This window comes from Amycolatopsis sp. lyj-23 (assembly GCF_046549135.1).
In the GTDB taxonomy this organism is placed as follows: Bacteria; Actinomycetota; Actinomycetes; order Mycobacteriales; family Pseudonocardiaceae; genus Amycolatopsis.
On record NZ_JAJPWN010000010.1, the window covers coordinates 99,112 to 119,743 of the forward strand.

Below are 20,632 nucleotides of genomic sequence, written 5' to 3' on the forward strand. Positions count from 1 at the left end.
TCCTCGCCAGAACTGTCCTATTCGGACTTCTCGACCCCGATGTCCTCGAACCACAGGTCCGGGCGCGCGGCGATGAACGCCGTCATCAGCGCGGTGCAGCCGGGATCGTCGAGCAGGGTGATCTCGACACCCAGCCCGGCGAGCCAGTCGTGACCGCCGTGGAACGTCTCGGCTTCACCGATGACGACGCGCCCGATACCGAACTGACGGACGAGCCCCGAGCAGTACCAGCACGGCGAGAGCGTGGTGACCATGATCGTGTCGCGGTAGTGCGGGCGACGGCCGGCGTTGCGGAACGCCGCGGTCTCGGCGTGCATCGACGGGTCGCCGTCCTGCACCCGCCGGTTGTGCCCGCGGCCCAGCAGCGTGCCCGCGGAGTCGAAGAGCGCGGCCCCGATCGGGACGCCCCCTTCGGCTTTGCCCAGTTCGGCTTCTTCGCGGGCGACGGCCAGCAGGGCGTGCGGATCGATCGGCATGCGTCACTCTTTCCGGCCCGGGTGGTGCCTGGCAAGTGTTCGGCCCGTTCCGGCGAATCACGGACAGGAGCTGTCCGCGATGTCTGGCACACTGCGTGCTCATGTACGGCACTTCGGAACGGCTGCTGCGGCTGCTGTCGCTGCTGCAGGCGCGCCGGGACTGGCCGGGCGCGGACCTCGCGGCCCGGCTCGAGGTGGACGTCCGCACGATCCGCCGTGACATCGAGCGGCTGCGGTCCCTCGGCTACCCGGTGCACGCGACGCCGGGGGTGGCGGGCGGCTACCGGCTCGGGGCGGGCGCGGCGCTGCCCCCGCTGCTGCTGGACGACGACGAGGCCGTCGCGGTCGCGGTCGGCCTGCGCACGGCGGCGAGCGGCACGGTCGCCGGCATCGAGGAGACGTCGGTGCGCGCGCTGGCGAAACTGGAGCAGGTGCTGCCCGCCCGCCTGCGTCCCCGCGTCGGCGCCCTGCAGGCGGCGACGGTCTCCCTGCCCGGCACGGGCCCGACGGTGGACGCCTCGGTGCTGACGGCGATCGCGGCGGCCTGCCGCGACCACGAGCGGCTGCGCTTCGGCTACGCCGACCGGTCCGGCGCCGCGACGCACCGGTCGGTCGAGCCGCTGCGGCTGGTCCACACGGGGTGGCGCTGGTACCTGGTCGCCTTCGACGTCGACCGCGCGGGCTGGCGCACGTTCCGGGCGGACCGCATCACGGGGGTGCCGGTGACCGGGTTCCGCTTCACCCCGCGCGAACCCCCGGCACCGGACCTCGCGGAGTACGTGTCCCGCCAGATCTCGACGGCGCCGTACCCGCACCAGCTCGTCCTGCGCGTGGCGGCCCCGGCCGGCGTGGTGGCCCGCCGCGTGCCGCCGACCTCGGGCGTCGTCGAGGCGATCGACGAAGAGAGCTGCCGGGTCCGGACCGGGGCGAAGGACCTGGACGCGGTGCCGTACCACCTGGCCCAGTGGGGGTTCGACTTCGTGGTCGAGGAGGCGCCGCCGGGACTGGTCGAGCGGCTGCGGGAGGTGGCGGAGCGGTTCGCCCGCGCGGTGGGCTGAGCGCCCGAAAGCCACATTGGGGCGCGTGGAGGCAGGGTCGGCTAGTGCGCTTCCACCCGGACGCAAGCGCTTTCGCCCTCGCTCAAGAACGCGGCCAGCTCGCTGCCCTCGGCCGTCACTTCCGCGCGTTCCGCTTTCGTCAACCGCCGCAGGGGGCGGACGACCACGGCCGCTTCCGCCACCGTCCAGGTCGCCGAGACGCGGCCGTCGAGCAGGACCACCCGCTCGCCCGCGACCGAGAGCCCGCGGTGGGCGTCGTCGATGATGCGGGTGCGGTCGTCGTAGCCGAGGATCGCGTTGTCGAACGCCGGCAGGAAGCGCGCCGGGGCCGGGGTGTCCGGGTCGGGGCGGGGTGCGCCGGGCAGGTCGAGCAGCTCGCGGCCGCGCTCGTCGCGGAACGCCACCAGTTCCTCGCGCACCGCCTTCACCGCCGACGGCAGCCCGGCCAGGCCGGACCACGCGCGCAGGTCCGCCGTCGCCGCCGGCCCGAACGCCGCCAGGTAGCGCCGCACCAGCGTCCGCCCGACGCCGTCGGCGGGGTCGAGCGGGTCCGCGGCGCGGCCCAGCCAGGCTTCGAGGGGGAGGTTCCGCGCGCCCGCCTTGGTGCGCCACAGCCCGCGCGGCGGCAGCTGCACCGACGGGATCAGCGCGGCGACCAGCAGTTCGCCGAGCGGGCGCGGGCCGGGCTCGGGCCACCGGTCGGCGACGGCCCGGGCGAGCTCGCCCATCGAGCGGGGCTCGCCGTCGGCCAGCACCGCCCGGCCCGCCGCGGCCAGCTCGGCGAAGTCGACACCCTCGAGCTCTTGGCGGTAGACGCCGACGACCCGCTGGAGCAGCATGGCGTCGAACCGGCTCCGCCAGGCCAGCACGTCGTCGGCGGCGAGCAGGTGGACGGTGCGGCGCATGAGGTGGGTGCGCACGACCCGCCGTCCGGTCAGCAGCGCGTCCAGCGCAGCCGGGTCGAACCCGCGCAGGCGCGACCACAGCCCGGTGAACGGTTCCTGCGGCTCCTGCGCCTGCAGGCCGCCGAGGTGGGCGACGGCGTCGAGCACGGGCAGCTCGGCGCGTTCGAGCAGCAGCTGCCGGGCGAGCGTGGCGCGGTTGAGGGCCCGCGCGTCGAGAACGTTGGACACGAAGGCACCATGCCGGAGAAAGCGGTCAGGATCTGTCCGCTACTCGGCGGACACGCCGAGCATCCGCAGCACGAGCCCGCCGTACTCCTTGCCCAGCGCCGCCGGCGTCTGCCGGGCGCGCTCGCTGTACCAGCGGGCGACGTCGACGCCGAGCGACAGCACCGCCCGCGCGGCGACGTGCGGGTCGGACACGGTGAAGACGCCGGCGTCGGCGCCCTCGGCGATGACTTCACGCACGATCCGCTCGATCCGCCGCCGCAGCGCGGCGACCACCTCGAACTCCTGCTCGGGCAGCGCCTGCAGCTCGTACTGCACGACCCGGGCGACGGTGTGGCGCCGCGCGTGCCAGGCGACGAAGTCCTCGACGATCAGCCGGATCCGCTCGACCGGGTCGGCTTCCTTGGCGACGACGTTCTCGACGAGCGCGAGGGTCTGCTCGTGGCCGTACCGGCTGATGGCGAACAGCAGCGCGGCCTTGGAGGGGAAGTGCACGTAGAGCGCGGCGGGCGACATCCCCGCGGCCCCGGCGATGTCCCGCGTGGTGGTGGCGTGGTAGCCCCGCTCGGCGAACGCCTCGACCCCGGCGAGCATGAGCCGCCGGGCGGTCTCCGGCTGCACGTCCGGCCAGAGCTCGGCCGACAGCGACACGGTCATCCGGTGATCCTCCCAGCTGGTACCGCCCCCCGGCGGCCACGACGGCCGGCCCGGTCATCGTCATTGTAAGCGCCCGCTTTGTGCCCAGCCGCAGGATGCCGACGGGTCTTCGCTCGGTACCGGACGTGCGCAACGCGGCCGAAGGGGTAATCGCCTTCGGCCGACCGGGCGGACCGCCATTCGAAGAATTCGTTTTGTGACGCCGGTACAAAGATGATTTTTCGAGAGCACCTCGTCGAATGGCATTCGACAAGGTGGGTGGTGTTCGGACGGCCCGATTTCCGGCTCTGATACTGAAAACCGCCCGTTGACGATGTCTCGTCGGCTGGTTACATTGGCTCGAACTCCAGGTGCGGCGACCCGCAATGAAAGTCTCCTGGCGGCGGCCCGGAAGCGGGTCGGCGATTCGCGCCGCCAAATGTGTTAACGCTAACTCCGCGTAAGCTCGCGTGCACGTCTACCTGGCCGCCGCGGTGGAGGCGGTGCTCGAGCGCTACGAACGCCACGCCGCCCACGCCGGCACCGGGAACCAGTACGCCCCCGGCTGGGACCTGATCGCCGCGGCCGCCGTGCTCGCCCGCACCCCGGGCCCGCCGCTGCCGGCCCTCGTGGCGCGAAATTCTCCGCGACCGCTGGTTTGCCCGCCGCGGTGGCGGGTAGCCTGGCCCTGGTTCGTCTCCAGCCCTCCGGACGTGCCGGGCCCGTCGCACGCAGGTGACGGGTCACCGGCCTGCCGGCGCGACCGTGCGCCGCGCCGCCGTCCGGAGGAGCCCACGTTTTCCTCCGGGTCGGCACGACCCCGGGGGATGCCATGACCACGACGGCCACCACGGCCACCGACCGCTACCCGACCAGGACTCCGCGTCCCGCGGCGCCCGTGCCGCGGAGCCACCCCGTCGTCTGGCCGGGCGGACCGCCCGGGCCCGTCGCCGCCGCGGACCTGGCCTGCTACGACCGGAACGGTTACGTGGTCGTTCCCGGGCTGCTCACCGCGATCGAGGTGGCGGCCTTGCGCGACGAACTCGCCCGGCTGGCCGACGATCCCGGGCCGGACGTCGATCCCCGGGTCGTCCGGGAGAAGCGGTCCGGTGCGGTGCGGTCGATCTTCCAGGTGCACCGGATGAGCCCGCTGATCGCGGAGCTGCTGCTCGACCCGCGCGTGCTGGACCGCGCCCGGCAGATCCTCGGCTCGGACGTCTACGTCCACCAGAGCCGGATCAACTGCATGCCCGGGTTCGTCGGCAAGGGGTTCTTCTGGCACTCCGACTTCGAAACCTGGCACGCCGAAGACGGCTTGCCCGCGCCGCGCGCGGTCAGCATGTCGCTGGCGCTGTGCGAAAACCTGTCCTACAACGGCGGGTTGCTGCTGATTCCGGGGTCGCACCGCACGTTCGTGCCGTGCACCGGCGAGACCCCCGCCGACCACTACCGGGATTCGTTGCGGGAACAGGAAATCGGCGTGCCGGCGCAGGCGGACATCGCGCGTCTGGCCGAGCGGCACGGCATCCGCCAGTTCACCGGGCCCGCCGGCGACGCCCTGTGGTTCGACGCCAACATCCTGCACGGCTCGGGCAGCAACATCACGCCGCTGCCGCGCTCGAACCTCTTCGTCGTCTTCAACAGCGTCGACAACGCCGCGGGCGAGCCGTTCGCCGCGCCGGCCCGGCGGCCGGAGTACGTGGCCGAACGCGACTGCACGCCGCTGCGGCGGCCCGAGGAGGGCGACCGTGGCCCCGGCTGACCTGCCCTTCGCACCGCCGGGCCGGATCCCCGACGGCCCGGCCCGCCCGGCCATCGCGGCCGCACCCGGGCTGTGGCGCGGCGGCCTCGGGCAGACGACGAGCACGTGCGTCGACGCGTGTCCGGGCGATCGGCCCGAACTTAACCGAACCCGTTGGCAGGCAAGGAATCCGGAGCGGAGCACCGGCGGGCCCGCGCAGACGTCAGCCGAGCTTCCCCGCCGTCACCCGGGCGTGGAGGTCCTGCAGGGCCGTGAGCACTTCGTGGTGGCGGTACCAGGTCAGCCACGCGCCGGTCTGGCGGCAGAGCGTCTCCACCCGCTCGGTCGCCGGGACGCCGACGGGGTGATCGATGCCTTCGTGCAACGTGGTCAGGACGCCCGCGCTGCCGGTCGTGGGCGTGGCGAGGGGCGTGCTCCGTGCGGTGCCGAACCCGTCGGCGAGCAGGGCGTGGCGGGGTCCGGGCCGGGAGAAGACCGCATCACGGGCGATGTCCGCGCTGTGCACGGGCACGCCCCGCACGTGGGCGGCCGTGCAGGTGGACTGCTCGCCGTCGAGGTGGGCGAACGCCGTGGCGAAGTCCGGCCCCAGCCCGCGGTGCACGGCCAGGCGCAACCCGGTTCCGTCCGGCAGCTGCGCGTACCCCGCCGCCGCCCCGGTGTGGCGCAGTGCCTCCTGGACCAGCTGCTCCAGCACGGCGACCGGCTTCGCCCCGGCTCGGCGGGCGGCCAGGTCCAAGGGCGGCGCCGGACGCTGCAACGCGCCGATGAGCCACGCCCTGTCCCGCGGGCGGGGCAGCTCCACCAGCGTCTGGGCGAGCACGAACAGCTTGACGTTGTGGGTCCGCGACGCGAACCGCAGCAGCCGGAACGCCTCGTCCAGATCGGCCAGCCGGTACCGCTCCTGCACCATGCCGAGGGCCCGGGCGATCACCGGCCGGGTGGCGAGCTTGGCGCGCAGCTCGGTGACTTCGCGCCGCAGCTGCTCGAGCTCACCGGTGCCGGCGTCGGCCTCCCGGAGCCGCTGCAGGGCGTGCTCCGCCGCTTCGAGCGTGGCGGAGGTTTCGAGGACGTCCGTGGCCTGCGTGGCCCGGAGCACCCGCAGCGCGACAGCGGAGCCCGTCACCACGCGCAGGTGCCGTCCGCCGCGGGCGAGTGCGTCCGCCACGACGAGCAGCTGCCGGACACCGGCCGCGGTGAGCAGCCGGACCCGGCTGAGGTCGACGACGGGGTCCGCGGCGCCGGCGGTCAGTTCCTGCAACCGTTCCCCGAACCCCGGGTGGGCGCCCAGGTCGAGCTCTCCGGTCACGACGACAACCGGCCGTTCTCCCCTGCGGACGACCTCGATCGACCACAGCGGCGGCCGTACGCCCCGCAGGCTTTCCGTCATGCGTGCCTCCTCACGCCGGAACCCCCTCGCATACCCCCGATCAGCGATCGCCAAACGATCGCGCCCGATCCGAAGCAGCACCGTGGCCGCAGGAGACGTGCACACCGTCTACGAGGACGGCGTGTGGAAGAACCGGGTGGAAGGCGGCACGCGGGCCTCGAACACGTCCCCGCGCCGCGTCGACGCCGTGGTCGCCGGCCGCCAGGCGGCGAAGAAACGCCGGGTGGGGCACCTGGTCCACACCCCCGACGGCGCCGTCGAGAGCGAACGCGACTACCGGCCGCGTCCGTCCGGCTGAGCCCGGCGCAGCTTCCCGCTTCCGCTCGCAGGTCGTCCCCCCGGCCTTCGCTGGGCGGGAGCGGGATCCCGACGGGGGAATCGTGGGTGGTGGACCGTGTCGGTCCGGCTGAGGTCGTCGCTGCTTCCCGCTTCCGCTCGCAGGCTGTACCCCCCGCGGCCTTCGCTGGGCGGAAGCGGGTTCCTCGTCGGAGAGTCGCAGGCTGGGCGTGCGGGTCCGGCTGAGGTCGTCACAGCTTCCCGCTTCCGCTCGCAGGCTGTACCCCCCGCGGCCTTCGCCGGGCGGAAGCGGGTTCCCCGTCAGGAAAATCGCCGTCCGGAGCGCGCCGGGCCGGCGCCGAGGGCGTCCGGGGCCACGCTCAGGGTGGCCCAGACCACCTTGCCGCCGCGCCAGGATTCGCTGCAGCCCCACACGCGGGTGAACTGCGCCACCAGCTTCAAGCCGAGGCCGGGTTCGATCGTCGTCTGCCGCTCGCGCAGCACGGCCGGGTGCGGGTCGTCGTCGGCGACGGCGATCGTGCAGATGCCGCGGCGGAGGTCCACGCGGACTTCGGGACAGGAGGCCGTGTGCTGCATCGTGTTCTCCACCAGCTCCGTCACGATCACCAGAGCGTCTTCCACGAGCCCCGGCACGCCCCATGCGCGGCACACCTCGGCGACGAACTCGCGGGCGACGACCGCGGTCGTGCCGGTGCGCGGGAACTCGCGGACGGCTCGGCGCCGCACCGGCCCGCCGAACTCGCCTTCGGCTTCGGCCGGGTCCCGGTGCACCGGCGCGTAGCGCGCCATCGGCAGCCCGCGCAGCAGCGCCGCCTTCTCCGGTGACCGGGCGACCAGTGCGAACGGGATCCCCGGCCAGTTGCCCAGGCGCATCGCCACGAGCGCGAAGACGCTGAGCCGGGCGCTGCTCGCGAAATCGAGCCCGGAGACGTCGGCGATCAAGCCTTCCGGCGCTTCGGTGGCGGCCTTCAGCAGGCCGTCGCGCACGGTGGCGTGGGACCGCACATCCAGGGTCCCGCTCAGGGTGAGCACGGCCGAGCGCGACCGGTGGGTGAGCTCCATGCGGACTTCCGCCATGACCCTCGCCTTTCCGCGGCCGCATCCGGGGCCGCAGCGTCACGCCAGGGGAGTGGCACGTCTTCGTCTTGTCCGGTTCAGGTTAACCGCTGCGGCGGAAAATATGCCTGCCGATCGCGCCGGAAACCGGTGCCCCGAGGGCCGCTTAACGGTGGTGAGCCCGGGTATGCGCCGGTCGTGGCGCCGCTCCCGTGGCGCGTGCGGAAAGGAAATGCCATGTCCACTGCCACTCACACGGGCTCCCGGACGCCGGTGCAGGTCGCGGCCGCGGTCGTTTCGGTCGTTTTCCTGCTGGTCGGCGTGCTCGGGTTCATCCCGGGTGTCACCACTCACTACGACCAGCTGAGCTTCGCCGGGCACAATTCGATGGCGATGTTGCTGGGGTTGTTCATGGTGTCCGTGTTGCACAACATCGTGCACCTGCTCTTCGGGGTGGTCGGGCTGGCCTCGGCCCGGACCGCGCGGGGCGCGCGGCTGTTCCTGATCGCCGGTGGGGTCGTGTACCTGGTGCTGTGGCTCTACGGGCTGCTGATCGACCGCGGCAGCGACGCGAACTTCGTGCCGGTGAACAACGCGGACAACTGGCTGCACCTGGTGCTGGGTGTCGGCATGATCGCGCTGGGGCTGCTGACGTCCCGCGCGGGCCGGACGACGTCGGGTCCGCAGGCGGCGCGGGGCCCGGGACTGGGCTAGCCACCACGCACGGCGTGGTCACCAGGAGCGTCGGCGGTCGCCCACCACGGCCCGCCGGCGTTCCGCCGTGCCGGAGAGTCCACAGTGGACTTGCGGCTTGACCGCCGCCGCAGCGGGTACCCGCCGGTGATGGAGCTTCGAGCGCGGCAACGCCTGCGCGAGGCGGCGGGGGCGGCCGCCGCGCGCTTCCGGCGGCCGCGGTGGGCGGTGGTCCAGACCGCCGTCGCGGTGAGCGTGTCGTGGTGGATCGCCCACGACCTGCTCGGGCACCCGCAGCCGTTCTTCGCGCCGATCGCGGCGGCGGTGTCGCTGTCGGCCAGTGACGTGCTGCGCGGGCAGCGGGCGCTGCAGCTGATGTGCGGTGTCGCACTGGGGATCGTGCTCGGCACGGTCGTCGAGACGGTCGCGGGAACCGGTCCGGTGGCGTTCGCGGCCGCGGCGCTCCTGGCCGTGTACGGCGCCTTGGCCTTCGGCGGCGGCCCGTTCGGCCAGGGGCTGATGTTCGTCAACCAGACGGCGGCGTCGGCGATCCTCATCCTGGCGCTGCACCGCCCGGGATCGGGCACCGAACGGCTGGTGGACGCGCTCGTCGGCGGTGGTGTCGTGGTGGTGATCGGGGTCCTGCTGGTGCCCGCGGACCCGCACCGCCTGCTCGCCGAAGCCGAGCGCGGCCTGTTCGCGGAGCTGCGCGACGCGCTGGCCGGGCTCTCGGACACCCCCGCCGCCGGGGACGACCCCGATCGCGAACTGGCGACGGGCCAGCGCATCCACGCCCGGCTGGCGGCGCTGTCCCAGGCCCGCGGAACGGCGCGGCAGGTGGTGCTGATCGCCCCGCGCCGGTGGCGGTCGCGGCGCGGCGTGCACCAGGCCATCGCCCGCAGCAGGCACCTGACCCTGCAGGCCAACGCGGTGCTCGGGCTGGTGCGCGTCGCCCGCGCGGCCGTCGAGGCCGGCGAAGAGCTGCCGCAGGCGTGGGGTGAGGCGGTGGCGGAGCTGGCGGAAGCGTGCGACGTGCTGGCCGGCGCCGGCAGCGTGGACCGGGCGGTGGCGGCGGCCGAGCGGGCGGAGCGCCTGCTCGACCCGGCGCGGCACGCGGGCCCGGGCTACCGCGGCCCGGCGGTGTATGCGGCGCGGGCGTGCGCGCGTGACCTGCTGGCGGCGGTGGATCCGGCGCGGTCGCGGGCGGCGGCGGGGTGAGGGTCAGTGGGAGAAGCAGCTCGGCGGCGCTGAATCCGGCGCGGTCGCGGGCGGCCGCGGGTGAGGCTCAGTCGGAGACGCAGCTCGGGGACGGTGGCGGCGGCTGAGCGGGCGGAGCGCTTGCTCGACCCGGCGCGGCACGCGGGCCCGGGCTACCGCGGCTCGGCGGTGGATCCGGCGCGGTCGCGGGCGGCCGCGGGTGAGGCTCGGTGAGGCTCAGTCGGCGAAGCAGCTCAGCAGCGGGAGCGCCGACGCCGGTCCGGACAGTTCCAGGTACCAGACCACCAGGTGGGTGACCACCGCGACCAGCTCCGCCGGACGGCCGCGCGCGGCCAGCTCGACGTGGATGTCGCGGCTCGGCCCGTCGTCGTTGAGGGCCGCCAGCAGCGCGCGCAGCGCCGATCGCGGCCCCGGGGGCAGCCGCTCGACTTCGGCGGACTCCCCTCGGGCGTCTTCGACGACGACCGTGAAGAACGCCCCGGCGTCCGCGTCCCGGCGGGTGGCGATCGCCGTGCGGCACCGGGCGACCAGCTCGCCGACGACCGCGGTCGCGACCCGGGTCGAACCCGAGCGGGCCAGGACGGCCACCGCCTCGGTGACGTCGTCGTGGTCGCCCGCCATCGCGGCGCCGAGCAGGTCGTCGGTGAACTGCCGGACGGTCACGCCCGGTGCGGGATTTCCGTTGTCGGTCATCCGGGCCGCGTACCCGGGGTGGCTGCGGCCAACCGGAAACCCGCCGGGCGTCACTCCTCTTCGGCCGGGGCGAGCACGGTGTGGTTCCGGACGAGGGTCGCGGCGATGTCCGCCAGCTTGACGTTCAGGTCCTGCGAAGTGCGGCGCAGCAACGCGAAAGCCGCCTCGGAGTCGAGCCCCTGGCGCGCCATCAGGATCCCCTTGGCCTGCCCGATCACGTCCCGGGACGCGATCGCCCGGCGCAGGTGGGTGCGCTCCAGTTCGGCGACCTCGACGCTGCGGGCGTGCGCCAGCGCGAGTGACGCGTGCGTGGCCGGCAGCAGCGCGCGCAGGCGGTCGGTGTCGGTGATCCCGCTGCGGTGGGCGTAGATGTCGAGCGCACCGCCGAACCCGCCCGGCCGGGCCGGCAGCAATGCGGTGGACAGGACGGCGCCGAGGCCGTGGGCGGTGGCGACGGCGGCGAACTGCGGCCACGCCGAGCTCGTCGCGAGGTCCTGGTCGAGGGCGTAGGCGGGGCCGTCGGGGCGGTCGGCGTCGAGGCAGGGGCCGGAGCCGGTGCGGTACTGGACGCGGTCGAGGTCGGCGGCGATGTCCGGCGTCTCGACGGGGGTGAAGAAGTGCCCGCCCGGGTCGCGCAGGGTGATGCTGACCAGCCGGGCGTGCGGGACGACGACGGTTGCGGCGGCGACCACGTGCTGCAGGGCCCGCGTGACGCTGGGAGCGTCGAGCAGGACCCGCGTGAGGTCCGCCAGCTGCTCGCCGAGCCGGTGCTCGCCGGTGTGGGCGGTGAGCGCTTCGGACACGCCGGCGTACACGGGCAGCGTGGCGGAGGGCAGCCCGCTGCGCAGGACACGGGCGTGGGACCCGCCGGGGTCGAGCAGAGCGACGGAGCGGAAGCCGCTCTGCGCTCCGGTGACCGCGAATTCGCCGAGGGCGCGAACGCCCGCGGCGGTGAGCACTTCGATGTCGCGCAGGTCCAGGAAGACCAGGTGCGGCGGCAGCAGGGCCGCGGCGGCCCCGAGCAGCCGGATCAGGGTGGCCGCGGCGGTGCCCGTGTCGAGGGTGCCGGTCACCCGGACGACGAGCGCCTGCCCGGCTTCCACCGGTGCGATCTCGATCGCGGTAGCCGTGTTCTCCCTCCCCGTCCGGCGCCCGTTCGGACTGCCCGGTGAGGGACGGCCGCAACCGTCAGGAACGGGCGGGATCGAGGACGGGCAGGGTGCGGTCCAAGTGGGTGACCGCGAGCAGGCGGCCGATCGCGGGCGAAGGCCGGACCGCCATCCGGGCCGCGGCCGCCCCGGCCGCCGCGTGCAGCGCGACGAGGGTCCGCAACCCGGCGGAGCCGCAGAACGTGACGGCGGTCAGGTCGACGGTCAGGCGCCAGGGCCGGGCCGCGAGCGCGTCGCGGACCGCCTTGTCGAGGCCGGGAACGGTGACCGAGTCGAGCTCCCCGGACACCGCCACGGTGACCACGCCGGGCCTTCCCTGGACGATCCGCGCGCCGAACGAGGGCGCCGGAAGATCGGCAAGAGTCTTTCCGCCGGAACGGTGCTGGGACATGGCAGGCTCCGATTCCACCGAACTCACCCGCGCGGAATGGGGGGACGGCTCGCGGCTGAACCGGTCGAGCCCACGATAAGCCCGGCTGTCCGGCAAACTCAACCCGGTCGGACGGCACGTGCCACCGATGGGTGATCCCGCGACCGTCCCGGGTGACGACCGCCCGCGCCGGTCGCGAAGAGTCCACATCGGACAGAGCGACCCGGTGCAGTGGCGCACCCGGACGTTCTCTCTGGTGACGCGCGGGGGAATGCGGTACAACCGGGAGGTGGCCGAGCGCGACCGGCGTCCCGACCCGCACGGTTCCGTCGAACGTGACGTGCTGGTGCGGTACCTCGACGCGTGGACCGCGACCGTGCTGCGGTCGCAGCGCGGCGGCACCTACGTCGAGTGCGGCGCCTTCGCGGCCGACGCCTTCCGGGTGTTCGGCGAGTTCGCCGACCGGCTCGGCGGCCACCACCTGGAGGTGGTCCTCGTCGGAGCGGCCGTGCCGGCCGCGGTGCCGGCGGTGCCGGCGGGACTGGTGGTCCGGACGGCGGGCGACCTCGCCGACGTCCGGGTGGCCGGGCCGGTGCTGGCGCACCTGGCCGGCGCCTGGCCGCCGTCCCTGGTGCGGGGCAAGGCGCACGAGGTCCTGCTCGCGGCGGCGCCGGGAACGGACGACCGCGAGCGGCTGCGGGCCGCCGGCCTCGGGTGCGCGGTCGCCGTGGACCTGGTCGCCGAGGACGGGACGGCCCGCACGCTGGTCTTCGCGACGGCGGACAGCCGGCACCTCGCGACGTTCAAGAACGAGCTGTGGGCGGTGGACGAGTTCGCCGGCATCCGCTACCGCGACCCGCGCGACGCCGGGGGCACGCTGGTCGACATCTCGCTCACCCCGCAGCTCCTGCCGTTGCGGCGGGCGCTGCTGGCGGAACTGGCCCGGCGGGGCGCCGCCACCCTCGCGGAGCTCCAGCGGTTCACGCTGCTCGAGACGATCTACCGGCCCGAGGACGCCGTCGGCGCGTTGACCGCCGCCGTGGCGGCCGGCCAGGTCGGGCGGGAACCGGAGAAGGGCCGCCTGAGCCCGCGCACGGTCCTGTCGGCCCTCCGGTGAGGCCCGTCCGCGGCCGGGTTCGCCGCTGATACCGGCAGGCAGATCGCCGTCGCCGCTGACTCCTTCGGCGTGACGCAGGACGGCCAGGCGTCGGTTCGCGCGCCTGACCAGTCCTTCTGCTCCACGCTCGCTCAGCCGTGGGTCTTCCTCGATCGGGAGCCCGGACCGGCGGCGACCTCGGTCAGTTCTGGAGCTGGTCGGCGGTGGCGACCGGCTGCGGGTGGGCGGCCGGAGCCAGCGTCGGGCGGAGTGCGGTGACCACCGCCGTGGTGACCACCAGGTGCATCAGCATCAGGCCGAAGACGTTGGCCGCGGTGGCGCCCGCGCCGAACAGCAGCAGGTCCGGGACCCAGGTCAGGACGAGCGCCGCGGGAACGACCACGCGCAGGGCGTGCGGCGCCCGGCGGGCGAGCACGAACCAGCCGATGGTGCCCAGCAGCAGCCCGGCCGCGGTGGCGGGCAGGTAGGACGCGGGGTTCAGGCCCATCGCGATCCCGCCGTCGTCGAGGGCCAGTGCGCCGAGCGCGATGGCGGTGTTGACCGCGGCCGCGGCCAGCAGGGCGAAGCCGAGGCGGAGCGCGGTGAGCGCGGTCGGCTTGGGCGAGGTGGACATCGCTCCTCCTTGGGTTGCGTGTTCAACCCAAAAGGTAGGTTGGGTTGCGTGTTAAAGTCAAGCTGTGAGCGACGAACAGCCGGCCCGCTGGCTCGGCGAAGACGAACGGCGAGCGTGGATCAACCTGGCGAAGGTCCTGCTCACGCTGCCGGGTGCGCTGGAGAGCCAGCTGCTGCGCGACGCCGACCTGACCCTGCTGGGCTACATGATCTTGGCCCGGCTTTCGGCGGTGCCGGGCGAAAGCCTGCGGATGAGCGAGATCGCGGAGATGGCCAACGGGTCGCTGCCTCGGATCTCCCACGCGGTGGCCCGTCTGGAGGACCGCGGGTGGGTCACCCGCGAGGTCTGCACGGGCCAGGGCCGCCGCTTCACGACGGCCACCCTGACCGACGCGGGCCGCGCGCACCTGGCGGCCGCCGCACCCGAGCACGTGGCGACGGTCCGGCGTCTGGTGACGGATCCGCTGGGGGAGGACTTCTTGGCTGTCGGCGACGCCGTGGGACGAATCGTCGAAACCCTCGGGCTGCCCACGGAGGTCCTCAAGTCGCCGTAGCGCCCGGTGCCGCGGGGACGATGGCGGCCGGACGTCTGCTCCGGAGGGTGGCCACCGCGAGGCGGTCCGCCCTCCGACGGCTCGTGTTGTCGCCGGGGGAGACGGTGTCGTCCTCCGGCGTGACCCGCGACCGCCGGACCACCACCGGCGTCGGGCCCGGCCGGAGCCGCCGCGCCTGCGCGGCCGAGTGGGCGCGGGCCGGTTCCGGTGTCCGGGAAACCGTTGGCCGGTATGAAGTTCTGCGGCCCGTCGCGGCACACTGGTCTGCGGTTCGGCGAGAATTCCCGTCCGGTCGAGGAGGGATGCGGGATGGCCACTGCCATCGAATACGCGGTCCTGGCACACATCCACGAGCAGAACGGCGGCGGAAGCGGCCCGCTGCCCCAGCATGGGCCCGGCGGCGGGGCGGCCGTCGCCGGTTCGGTGGCGCAGCTGGACGTCGTGCCCGCGGCGCCGGCCGAGGGCTGGCTCGTCACCGGGCTGCCCGCCGTCTTGCTCGCGGCCGTGGCGGTCGCGCTCTGGCGGCGGCGGCTCGGTTCGCGCACCCGGGACAAAAGCCGATCTTGAAACGGACCGCCGCGCCCCGGCTGCCGATTCTTCCGGCAACAGAACACCGGCGGTGATTTTCCGGCGAACACCGGGAAATTCACCGACCGGACGGTCGTGAAAGAATCATCGAAAACCGCGGCGGGATTTTCGGCCGCCGGAACCGCGCCACGCCGGAACCAGGTGGTGCGCCATCGCGAGGACCACGCCGGCCGCCGCGCACGACCACCGGTCCGGGACCGGCTGGGGTGCGCCCAGTGCCGCGCACCCGGCGCTGCCCGCGGCGAGCGCCACCGCCCGGACCGCCACCGCCCACGACACCGTTCCCGCGCCGAAACACCCGCACGGCACACCCGCCCGGCGCGTCCGCAACACCGCGGAGTAAGCGGCGAAAGCGCAGTACAGGACGGCTTGTGCGGCCGCGGGCCCGGCCGCGGCGGCCGGGTCGGCGAGCAGGAACGCGAGCACGGCCGCGCCCACGAGCAGCTCCGCGGCCGTGCTCGCCGCGGCCACGGCGGGCGGCAGCAGGCGGTGCGCCCGCAGCACCGCCCGGTGCTCCCGCGGCCGGGCCGCGTGTGCCGCACCCGCCGCGGTCAGGAGAATCGCCCCGAACGCCGTCGAGGCCGTCATTACCGCGGACCAGAACGTGTGCGTGAACCCGGTGTGCATGAAACCCACTGTATTCGCTGACAAAACTACCGTCCCCGATCGGAGCAATCTTTCCGGTTGCGGGAAAACGATCGTGGCCACCGTCGAATTCGTCGGTTATCGTCACGGGGCGGATTTCGGGAATCGGAGGGCACATGGCTACTCGACGGCTGCGGTTGGTGGCACCGGGCGGTGACCGGGTGACCGTGGGCCTGCCCGCGGCCGCCCCGGTTTCGCACGTGGTGGCCGGCGTCCGGTTCGTCGGCGGCTCGTACGGCACCGGGTTCCAGATCGGCGCGCGCGGCTACCACGACTTCGCGTGCACGTACGTCGCTCCGGCGGAAACCCGCGAACGCCTGGTCGTGCACGGCCGGGAGGTGGTCGTCGCCGAGGCGCGCGACGGGCAGTCGTCCGTGGCCACCCTGATCGGCGCCTACCACGAGCTGATGACGGTGTTCGCCGGGCCGGCGCCCCGCCGCGCCCGCCTGCTCGACCTGTTCGGGGCGCTGCGGATCGAAGACCACGTCGACGGCATGACCGTCGTCCCGCGCGCGGAAACGCTGCTGGACCCGATGAACGAGCACTTCGTGGTCGTGGTGCAGGACCACGGTTCGCTGTCGATCCCCGCGCCGCGCCAGGCCGCCGCGCTGCTGCCGCGGCACGCGGGCGCGCGCACGCGGCACGGCGAGGTCTGGAAGGCCGGGTACGACGGGGATTCCGCGCGCTCGTTCGTCCTGGGCTGCCCGGCGGGCGTGGCCGAGGTCCACCTCGCGGACACCCCCGCCAAGACCGAGCGGGAACGCCTCGACTGGCTCGACGGCATCGACATCGCCTGGGACCGCCGATGACCCCGTCGATCGCGATCACCCTGCTCACCTGGGCGGCGATCCTCCTGCTGTTCTTCGGCCTGGCGGCCGTCCTGCGCGAAGTCCGGCTGCTGCGCGGGGTGGTCACCCGCAACGCCGACGGGTTCACGACCGCACCACCCGATCTCGTCCTCGGCCCGCGGTTCGCCGGGGACGGCGGCCGGATCGTGGCGGCGGTCGATTCGGGCTGCCCGCTGTGCCTGACGGTGGTCGAGCGGCTGGCCGGGCTCGGCGCGGACGCGACCCTGCTGACCCACGAATCCCCGGCGAGGTGGGCGGAGCTGGCCCACGGCCTGCCGGTGATCAGCGACGGCGAAGCGTGGCGATCGGTGTCGCACCTCGCCCCGCCGGTGCTGATGCTGCTGGACGGGACCGGCCGCGTCCGCCGGGTCCTGCTGCCGGTCCGGGCGGCCGAAGTGGACACGACGCTGGCCGAATGGGCCGGCCCGCAGTCAGGAGGTGGAACCGGTGACGCTGGAGTTGTCGCACATCCCGGAGCTTGACCGGCCCGGGCCGGCCGCCGGCGAAACGCGCGCGGGCCGGAAGCTGAAGACCCGCGGCACGCGCCGGACGTTCCTGCGCGCGGTGGCGCTCGGCGCGCTGACGATCGGCGCGACCGCGCTCGACTGGTCGGGCCTGTCCCGCGTCCGGCAGGCGAACGCGGAGTTCAGCCCGTACGGCATGCCGGGCTTCGACCGCAACGACTGCCGTGACGCCTACCCGACCGGCTACGCCGAGCTGACCGACACCAGCGGCGCGTACGTCAACACCTACGCCGCCTGCTTCGGCGGGTTCTGGCGCGGGAGCACCTACTGCGAAGCGGGCTGGCACAAGTACGGCACGTACAACGAAGGCGGCATCCAGGTCGACCACCAGCCGGTGGCCAACACGTGCGGCCAGTTCGTCGGCAAGAACGCGTGGCGGTGGACGACACCGGACCTGAAGGTCTACCGCTGCTCCGACGGCTTTTCCACGTTCTGGGGCGGCGGGTACACCGGCCAGACGTACCTGACGATCTGCCGCGCCGCCCTGTGACGGCCGGGGTATCCCGGCGCCGGTGGCACCCGCTGACGATCGCCGCCGCCCTCGTGCTGGCGGCGGCCGCGGTGACGATCGCGCTGGTGGCCGCGCCGGGCCGGCTGCTGCCGGCCGCGTGGCTGGTCCTGTGCGCGTCGGCCGGGTTCGCCACCAGCGGCTCCAGTTGAAGCCGGAACTCGGCGTTCGTGCTGAGCTCGCCGGTCTGGCGGGGCACTCCGACACTGGCGTTCTGCGCCGGCCTGGTTTCCGGCGGCGCGCTGAGCGCCCTGGTCCTGATCGTGGCCGGTTCCCTGCTGCGCGAACCACTTCCGGTGGCCGCACGCTGGGCCGTGGTGGCCGCGGCCCTGGGTGCGGTGCTGCTGCGGGAAACCGGCGTGTGGTCGTTCCGGCTGCCGGAGAACCGCAGACTGGTCCCGGACACGGTGTTCCGCCTCGGCCGCCACCTGGGCCCCCTCCAGTTCGGCTTCGAAATGGGCACGGGCGCCCGCACGTACCTGCCGAGCGGCCTGCCGTACGTCGCCGCGATCGCGGTGGCCCTGACGGCACCGCTCCCCGCGGCCCTGTGCGCGGGCGTGGGGTTCGGGCTGGGCCGGGCGCTGATGACGACGGCGAACCTGCGGTACGACGGGGAGAGCGGTTGGGACGGCGAGTGGCGGGCTCACGGCCGGGAGTTGAGGATCCTGACGGGGGTTGCCTTTGTCGTGCCGTTGGTGGCGGTCGCGGTGTTGTCCGGTAGCGGCTGATCGCGGTTCCTGACTTGGCTCAAATTAGTGCGCACCGCGGTCGAAGATGCGGGTGAGGGCATCGCGGAGGTCGTCGGGTAGCGGGGCGACGGCGGTGAGGGTGTGCTCGCCGGCCTGGATGTTGATGGTGCGGTAGCGGCGGGTGGTGCGCACGAACTTTTTGATCGACCAGCCGGTGGTCTGCTCGGTTCACCTGCTGACGGCCAGGGCGGCGAACACGACCGTCAGGTGCGCGTCGATCGACTCGCTTGTGGTGGTAGATCGGCCGCGCACGTAGGTCGTGGTTAGACATTCGGAACGACTTCTCGATGTGGAACAGTCGGTGGTAGGCGTCGATCACGAACTCGGCGGTGACGTCCGGGAGGTTGGTGACGTGGCCTTTGAGGCCGGCAAGGGCGCGTGCCTTGGCTTCCAGGGTCCGGTTGACACTCTTGGTGGCGCCGGTGAGCTGGGTGAACCGGTTGCGTTTGACCGCCGTCTTGCCGGCGACGGCCTGCTCGGCCTTGGTGACCTGTTCGTCGATGCCGTGCGGGGTGCGCCAAGCCCGGTCCTGGTAGTAGATGATCTGGTCGCGGCGCTGGTCCTTGGGGCCGGCAGGCCTGGGCTGGGTGAAGATGTGCCCGTCGGGGATCTGCTCATCCGGGTGCTCGTGGCGCCACGCCTGGACCACGTACGGCACGTCGGGTTCCGCGCGCCGAGGATGAACGACAAACCCGCGGCCCGTCCCCGGCATCGGTCTCGAAGTACAAGGTGGACACATCGTAGAGAACCAGTGACGCCGGCCCCAGGTCAGCGGTGCGGGCGCACGCCGCGGCCAATCGAAACCTGCCTCCTCGACCACCCGCAGACTGTCCAGCTTGCTGGTCGGCTCGACGATCCGTGCCAGCACCAGTAATCGGAACACCTCGTCACCACCAGCGGCCTCCTCGAACCCCAACAGCTGGTAGGCGTGGCCGAGCGCGTCCCACAGGTACCCCATCCGCGACGACGTGGTCGCACGCGGCCCACCACCAGCACCACTGCCGGCCTGCAACGCGAGGAGTGCACGATCTGCACCGCCCTGGCCCCGACGCCGTCTTCACCGTGCGCACACACGCCACGAGAGACAGCCTGCAACCGGCCGCTCAGTGCGCAGATTTTCGCCGTTCACACGACGAAACCGCAGCTCAACAGCCAGCACCCTACCCAAGATCAGCGATCTTGAGCCAAAGTCGGGTAAGGTGACGGAATGGTCATGCGGGTGGCGGTTCCCGTGCTGCCGTGCCGAGATGTGCAGGCAGCGCGGTCGTACTTCACGGACGCGCTCGGATTCGACACCATATTCACCTGGGAGACCCCACCCAGCTACGCGGCCGTCATCCGCGACACCGCCGAGTTCCACCTGTACGCCGAAAGCAGCGTCGGCCCGGCCAGGGTGACGGTTATTGTCGACGACGTCGATTCCTGCCACGACGAGCTGCGCGCCCGCGGCGCCGACATCGTCGAGCCACTGGCTGACCGGCCCTACGGGATGCGCGACTTCAACGTACGGACACCCGATGGGCACTTGTTGATCTTTAGCCAGCCGCTTACCGAGTACGGGTGACCATCAGCGGACCAGCCGGAAGAATGACCGGACCTCGTCGATGAACAACGCCGGCTGCTCGAACGCCGCGACGTGGCCGCCCTTGCCGGGCTCGTTCCAGTACCGGATGTTCGGGAACCGGCGCTCCGCCCACCGCCGAGACGGGCGCTGCAGCTCCTTCGGGAAGACCGAACAGCCGGTGGGTACGGTCACCGGCGCGCCGGCCGACCCGGAGATCCATTCGGTGACCTGCCGGAGGCTTTCCCAGTACAGCCGGGCGGATGAGGCACCGGTGCCGGGCAGCCAGTAGAGCATCAGGTTGTCGAGCAGCTCATCCCGGGCAATAACCCGATGCAGGTCGCCACCGGAGCCGGTCCACGACCAGAACTTCTCGACGATCCAGGCGCAGAGGGCGGCCGGCGAGTCGACCAGCCCGTAGCCGACCGTCTGCGGCCGGGTCGACTGCTGCGCCGAGCATCCGGAGCCCCATTCGTCCGCCTCCCGCAGTGTCGCGAGCACCGCCCGCTCGGCACCGGTGAGGTCGTCCAACGTGGCCGGGTCGGGCGGTGCGAGCGGCGGTATGAGATGGATGCCGGCGACCCGATCGGGTTGCCGTTGACCGATGCTCGTGGCGATGCTGGTGCCCCAGTCGCTGCCCTGGGCGCCGAACCGCCGGTAGCCGAGCCGGACCATCAGCACGCACCACGCGCCGGATATCCGCTCGATCCCCCACCCCGGCGCGGCCGGCTTGTCGCTGAAGCCGAAACCGGGAAGCGATGGGCAGACCCCTAGAACCGGCCGCTTACTGCGCAGATTTTCGCCGTTCACACGACGAAACCGCAGCTCAACAGCCAGCACCCTACCCAAGATCAGCGATCTTGAGCCAAGTCAGGTGTCCGGTAGCGGCTGATCGCGGTTCGGCCGACGGCTTTGCGGACGGGACGGTGTCCCAGCTGAAGAGTGGTCGAGACAGCAGAAGCGGCCCCGGTCAGGAGTCCC

At 73.2% G+C, this 20,632-nt stretch carries 25 protein-coding genes and 1 pseudogene; 14 read left to right on the plus strand and 12 right to left on the minus strand.

The annotated features are described in order from the left end of the window. Window positions 1–17: 17 nt before the first annotated feature. Complete coding sequence (locus ACLJPY_RS25205) at window positions 18–476, minus strand: nucleoside deaminase (protein ID WP_410592009.1); 459 nt, start codon at window positions 474–476, stop codon at window positions 18–20. A 101-nt stretch (window positions 477–577) separates the two neighbouring features. Here ACLJPY_RS25205 and ACLJPY_RS25210 point away from each other — a divergent pair, with 101 nt between their 5' ends. Next, window positions 578–1,534: a helix-turn-helix transcriptional regulator gene (locus ACLJPY_RS25210; protein ID WP_410592010.1), complete on the plus strand. Its 957-nt coding sequence runs from the start codon at window positions 578–580 to the stop codon at window positions 1,532–1,534. Between the two features lie 41 nt (window positions 1,535–1,575). Here ACLJPY_RS25210 and ACLJPY_RS25215 read toward each other — a convergent pair whose 3' ends face one another. Next, complete coding sequence (locus ACLJPY_RS25215; protein WP_410592012.1) at window positions 1,576–2,667, minus strand: winged helix DNA-binding domain-containing protein; 1,092 nt, start codon at window positions 2,665–2,667, stop codon at window positions 1,576–1,578. 39 nt (window positions 2,668–2,706) lie between these two features. Beyond that, window positions 2,707–3,321 carry a TetR/AcrR family transcriptional regulator gene (locus tag ACLJPY_RS25220; RefSeq protein WP_410592013.1) on the minus strand — a complete coding sequence of 205 codons (615 nt, stop codon included), beginning with the start codon at window positions 3,319–3,321 and terminating at the stop codon, window positions 2,707–2,709. Between the two features lie 811 nt (window positions 3,322–4,132). On the opposite strand from ACLJPY_RS25220, the gene thpD reads away from it, so the two are divergent. Continuing rightward, window positions 4,133–5,062 (plus strand): ectoine hydroxylase, encoded by a 930-nt coding sequence (thpD, locus tag ACLJPY_RS25225; protein WP_410592014.1) that lies wholly within the window; start codon window positions 4,133–4,135, stop codon window positions 5,060–5,062. Between the two features lie 202 nt (window positions 5,063–5,264). Here the strand turns inward: thpD and ACLJPY_RS25230 are convergent, their stop codons facing one another. Continuing rightward, complete coding sequence (locus ACLJPY_RS25230; RefSeq protein WP_410592016.1) at window positions 5,265–6,449, minus strand: ANTAR domain-containing protein; 1,185 nt, start codon at window positions 6,447–6,449, stop codon at window positions 5,265–5,267. A gap of 82 nt (window positions 6,450–6,531) precedes the next feature. On the opposite strand from ACLJPY_RS25230, the gene ACLJPY_RS25235 reads away from it, so the two are divergent. Further along, window positions 6,532–6,747 carry a DUF2188 domain-containing protein gene (locus ACLJPY_RS25235; protein WP_410592018.1) on the plus strand — a complete coding sequence of 72 codons (216 nt, stop codon included), beginning with the start codon at window positions 6,532–6,534 and terminating at the stop codon, window positions 6,745–6,747. Window positions 6,748–7,046: 299 nt separating this feature from the next. Here the strand turns inward: ACLJPY_RS25235 and ACLJPY_RS25240 are convergent, their stop codons facing one another. Then, window positions 7,047–7,823: an STAS domain-containing protein gene (locus ACLJPY_RS25240; protein WP_410592020.1), complete on the minus strand. Its 777-nt coding sequence runs from the start codon at window positions 7,821–7,823 to the stop codon at window positions 7,047–7,049. 216 nt (window positions 7,824–8,039) lie between these two features. On the opposite strand from ACLJPY_RS25240, the gene ACLJPY_RS25245 reads away from it, so the two are divergent. Both ACLJPY_RS25245 and ACLJPY_RS25250 read left to right on the plus strand, forming a co-directional pair. Next, a complete protein-coding gene (locus tag ACLJPY_RS25245) occupies window positions 8,040–8,516 on the plus strand; it encodes a DUF4383 domain-containing protein (protein WP_410592021.1) in 477 nt (158 codons plus the stop codon). Window positions 8,517–8,645: 129 nt separating this feature from the next. Beyond that, window positions 8,646–9,713, plus strand: coding sequence for an FUSC family protein (locus ACLJPY_RS25250; RefSeq protein WP_410592022.1), 1,068 nt, complete (start codon window positions 8,646–8,648; stop codon window positions 9,711–9,713). A gap of 216 nt (window positions 9,714–9,929) precedes the next feature. On the opposite strand, the gene ACLJPY_RS25255 is transcribed toward ACLJPY_RS25250, so the two are convergent. From ACLJPY_RS25255 to ACLJPY_RS25265, 3 genes are all read right to left on the minus strand, one after another. Next, window positions 9,930–10,406, minus strand: coding sequence for a hypothetical protein (locus ACLJPY_RS25255; protein WP_410592023.1), 477 nt, complete (start codon window positions 10,404–10,406; stop codon window positions 9,930–9,932). A 50-nt stretch (window positions 10,407–10,456) separates the two neighbouring features. Then, complete coding sequence (locus ACLJPY_RS25260; protein ID WP_410592024.1) at window positions 10,457–11,509, minus strand: ANTAR domain-containing protein; 1,053 nt, start codon at window positions 11,507–11,509, stop codon at window positions 10,457–10,459. An 85-nt stretch (window positions 11,510–11,594) separates the two neighbouring features. Further along, window positions 11,595–11,966 (minus strand): STAS domain-containing protein, encoded by a 372-nt coding sequence (locus tag ACLJPY_RS25265; RefSeq protein WP_410592026.1) that lies wholly within the window; start codon window positions 11,964–11,966, stop codon window positions 11,595–11,597. A gap of 127 nt (window positions 11,967–12,093) precedes the next feature. Between ACLJPY_RS25265 and ACLJPY_RS25270 the strand changes: the two genes are divergently transcribed. Further along, a complete protein-coding gene (locus ACLJPY_RS25270; RefSeq protein WP_410592027.1) occupies window positions 12,094–13,062 on the plus strand; it encodes a hypothetical protein in 969 nt (322 codons plus the stop codon). 181 nt (window positions 13,063–13,243) lie between these two features. Here the strand turns inward: ACLJPY_RS25270 and ACLJPY_RS25275 are convergent, their stop codons facing one another. After that, a complete protein-coding gene (locus tag ACLJPY_RS25275; RefSeq protein ID WP_410592028.1) occupies window positions 13,244–13,675 on the minus strand; it encodes a DUF6069 family protein in 432 nt (143 codons plus the stop codon). A gap of 64 nt (window positions 13,676–13,739) precedes the next feature. Between ACLJPY_RS25275 and ACLJPY_RS25280 the strand changes: the two genes are divergently transcribed. Then, window positions 13,740–14,228, plus strand: a complete 489-nt coding sequence (locus tag ACLJPY_RS25280) for a MarR family winged helix-turn-helix transcriptional regulator (RefSeq protein WP_410592029.1) — start codon at window positions 13,740–13,742, stop codon at window positions 14,226–14,228. Between the two features lie 309 nt (window positions 14,229–14,537). After that, window positions 14,538–14,795: a hypothetical protein gene (locus tag ACLJPY_RS25285; RefSeq protein ID WP_410592030.1), complete on the plus strand. Its 258-nt coding sequence runs from the start codon at window positions 14,538–14,540 to the stop codon at window positions 14,793–14,795. 105 nt (window positions 14,796–14,900) lie between these two features. Here ACLJPY_RS25285 and ACLJPY_RS25290 read toward each other — a convergent pair whose 3' ends face one another. Then, window positions 14,901–15,443, minus strand: coding sequence for a MauE/DoxX family redox-associated membrane protein (locus ACLJPY_RS25290; protein ID WP_410592031.1), 543 nt, complete (start codon window positions 15,441–15,443; stop codon window positions 14,901–14,903). Between the two features lie 134 nt (window positions 15,444–15,577). Here ACLJPY_RS25290 and ACLJPY_RS25295 point away from each other — a divergent pair, with 134 nt between their 5' ends. Genes ACLJPY_RS25295 through ACLJPY_RS25315 form a run of 5 tightly spaced genes read left to right on the plus strand, consistent with a single transcriptional unit; the run spans window position 15,578 to window position 18,069 of the window. Beyond that, window positions 15,578–16,270, plus strand: a complete 693-nt coding sequence (locus ACLJPY_RS25295; protein WP_410592033.1) for a hypothetical protein — start codon at window positions 15,578–15,580, stop codon at window positions 16,268–16,270. Further along, window positions 16,267–16,791, plus strand: a complete 525-nt coding sequence (locus ACLJPY_RS25300; protein ID WP_410592034.1) for a hypothetical protein — start codon at window positions 16,267–16,269, stop codon at window positions 16,789–16,791. The genes ACLJPY_RS25295 and ACLJPY_RS25300 overlap by 4 nt, the downstream gene beginning before the upstream one ends. Next, window positions 16,757–17,323, plus strand: a complete 567-nt coding sequence (locus ACLJPY_RS25305; RefSeq protein WP_410592035.1) for a hypothetical protein — start codon at window positions 16,757–16,759, stop codon at window positions 17,321–17,323. The genes ACLJPY_RS25300 and ACLJPY_RS25305 overlap by 35 nt, the downstream gene beginning before the upstream one ends. Continuing rightward, window positions 17,320–17,493, plus strand: a complete 174-nt coding sequence (locus ACLJPY_RS25310; RefSeq protein WP_410592037.1) for a hypothetical protein — start codon at window positions 17,320–17,322, stop codon at window positions 17,491–17,493. Before ACLJPY_RS25305 ends, ACLJPY_RS25310 begins: the two co-directional genes overlap by 4 nt. An 18-nt stretch (window positions 17,494–17,511) precedes the next feature. Beyond that, a complete protein-coding gene (locus ACLJPY_RS25315) occupies window positions 17,512–18,069 on the plus strand; it encodes a hypothetical protein (RefSeq protein WP_410592038.1) in 558 nt (185 codons plus the stop codon). A 24-nt stretch (window positions 18,070–18,093) separates the two neighbouring features. Here the strand turns inward: ACLJPY_RS25315 and ACLJPY_RS25320 are convergent. Further along, a pseudogene (locus ACLJPY_RS25320) lies at window positions 18,094–19,123 on the minus strand (IS1634 family transposase); the annotation flags it as partial. 174 nt (window positions 19,124–19,297) lie between these two features. Between ACLJPY_RS25320 and ACLJPY_RS25325 the strand changes: the two are divergent. Continuing rightward, a complete protein-coding gene (locus ACLJPY_RS25325; protein ID WP_366198201.1) occupies window positions 19,298–19,654 on the plus strand; it encodes a VOC family protein in 357 nt (118 codons plus the stop codon). 3 nt (window positions 19,655–19,657) lie between these two features. Here ACLJPY_RS25325 and ACLJPY_RS25330 read toward each other — a convergent pair whose 3' ends face one another. Further along, the gene (locus ACLJPY_RS25330) at window positions 19,658–20,491 is read right to left on the minus strand and encodes an alpha/beta fold hydrolase (protein WP_410592039.1); all 834 of its coding nucleotides are present in this window, start codon (window positions 20,489–20,491) and stop codon (window positions 19,658–19,660) included. Window positions 20,492–20,632: the final 141 nt, after the last annotated feature.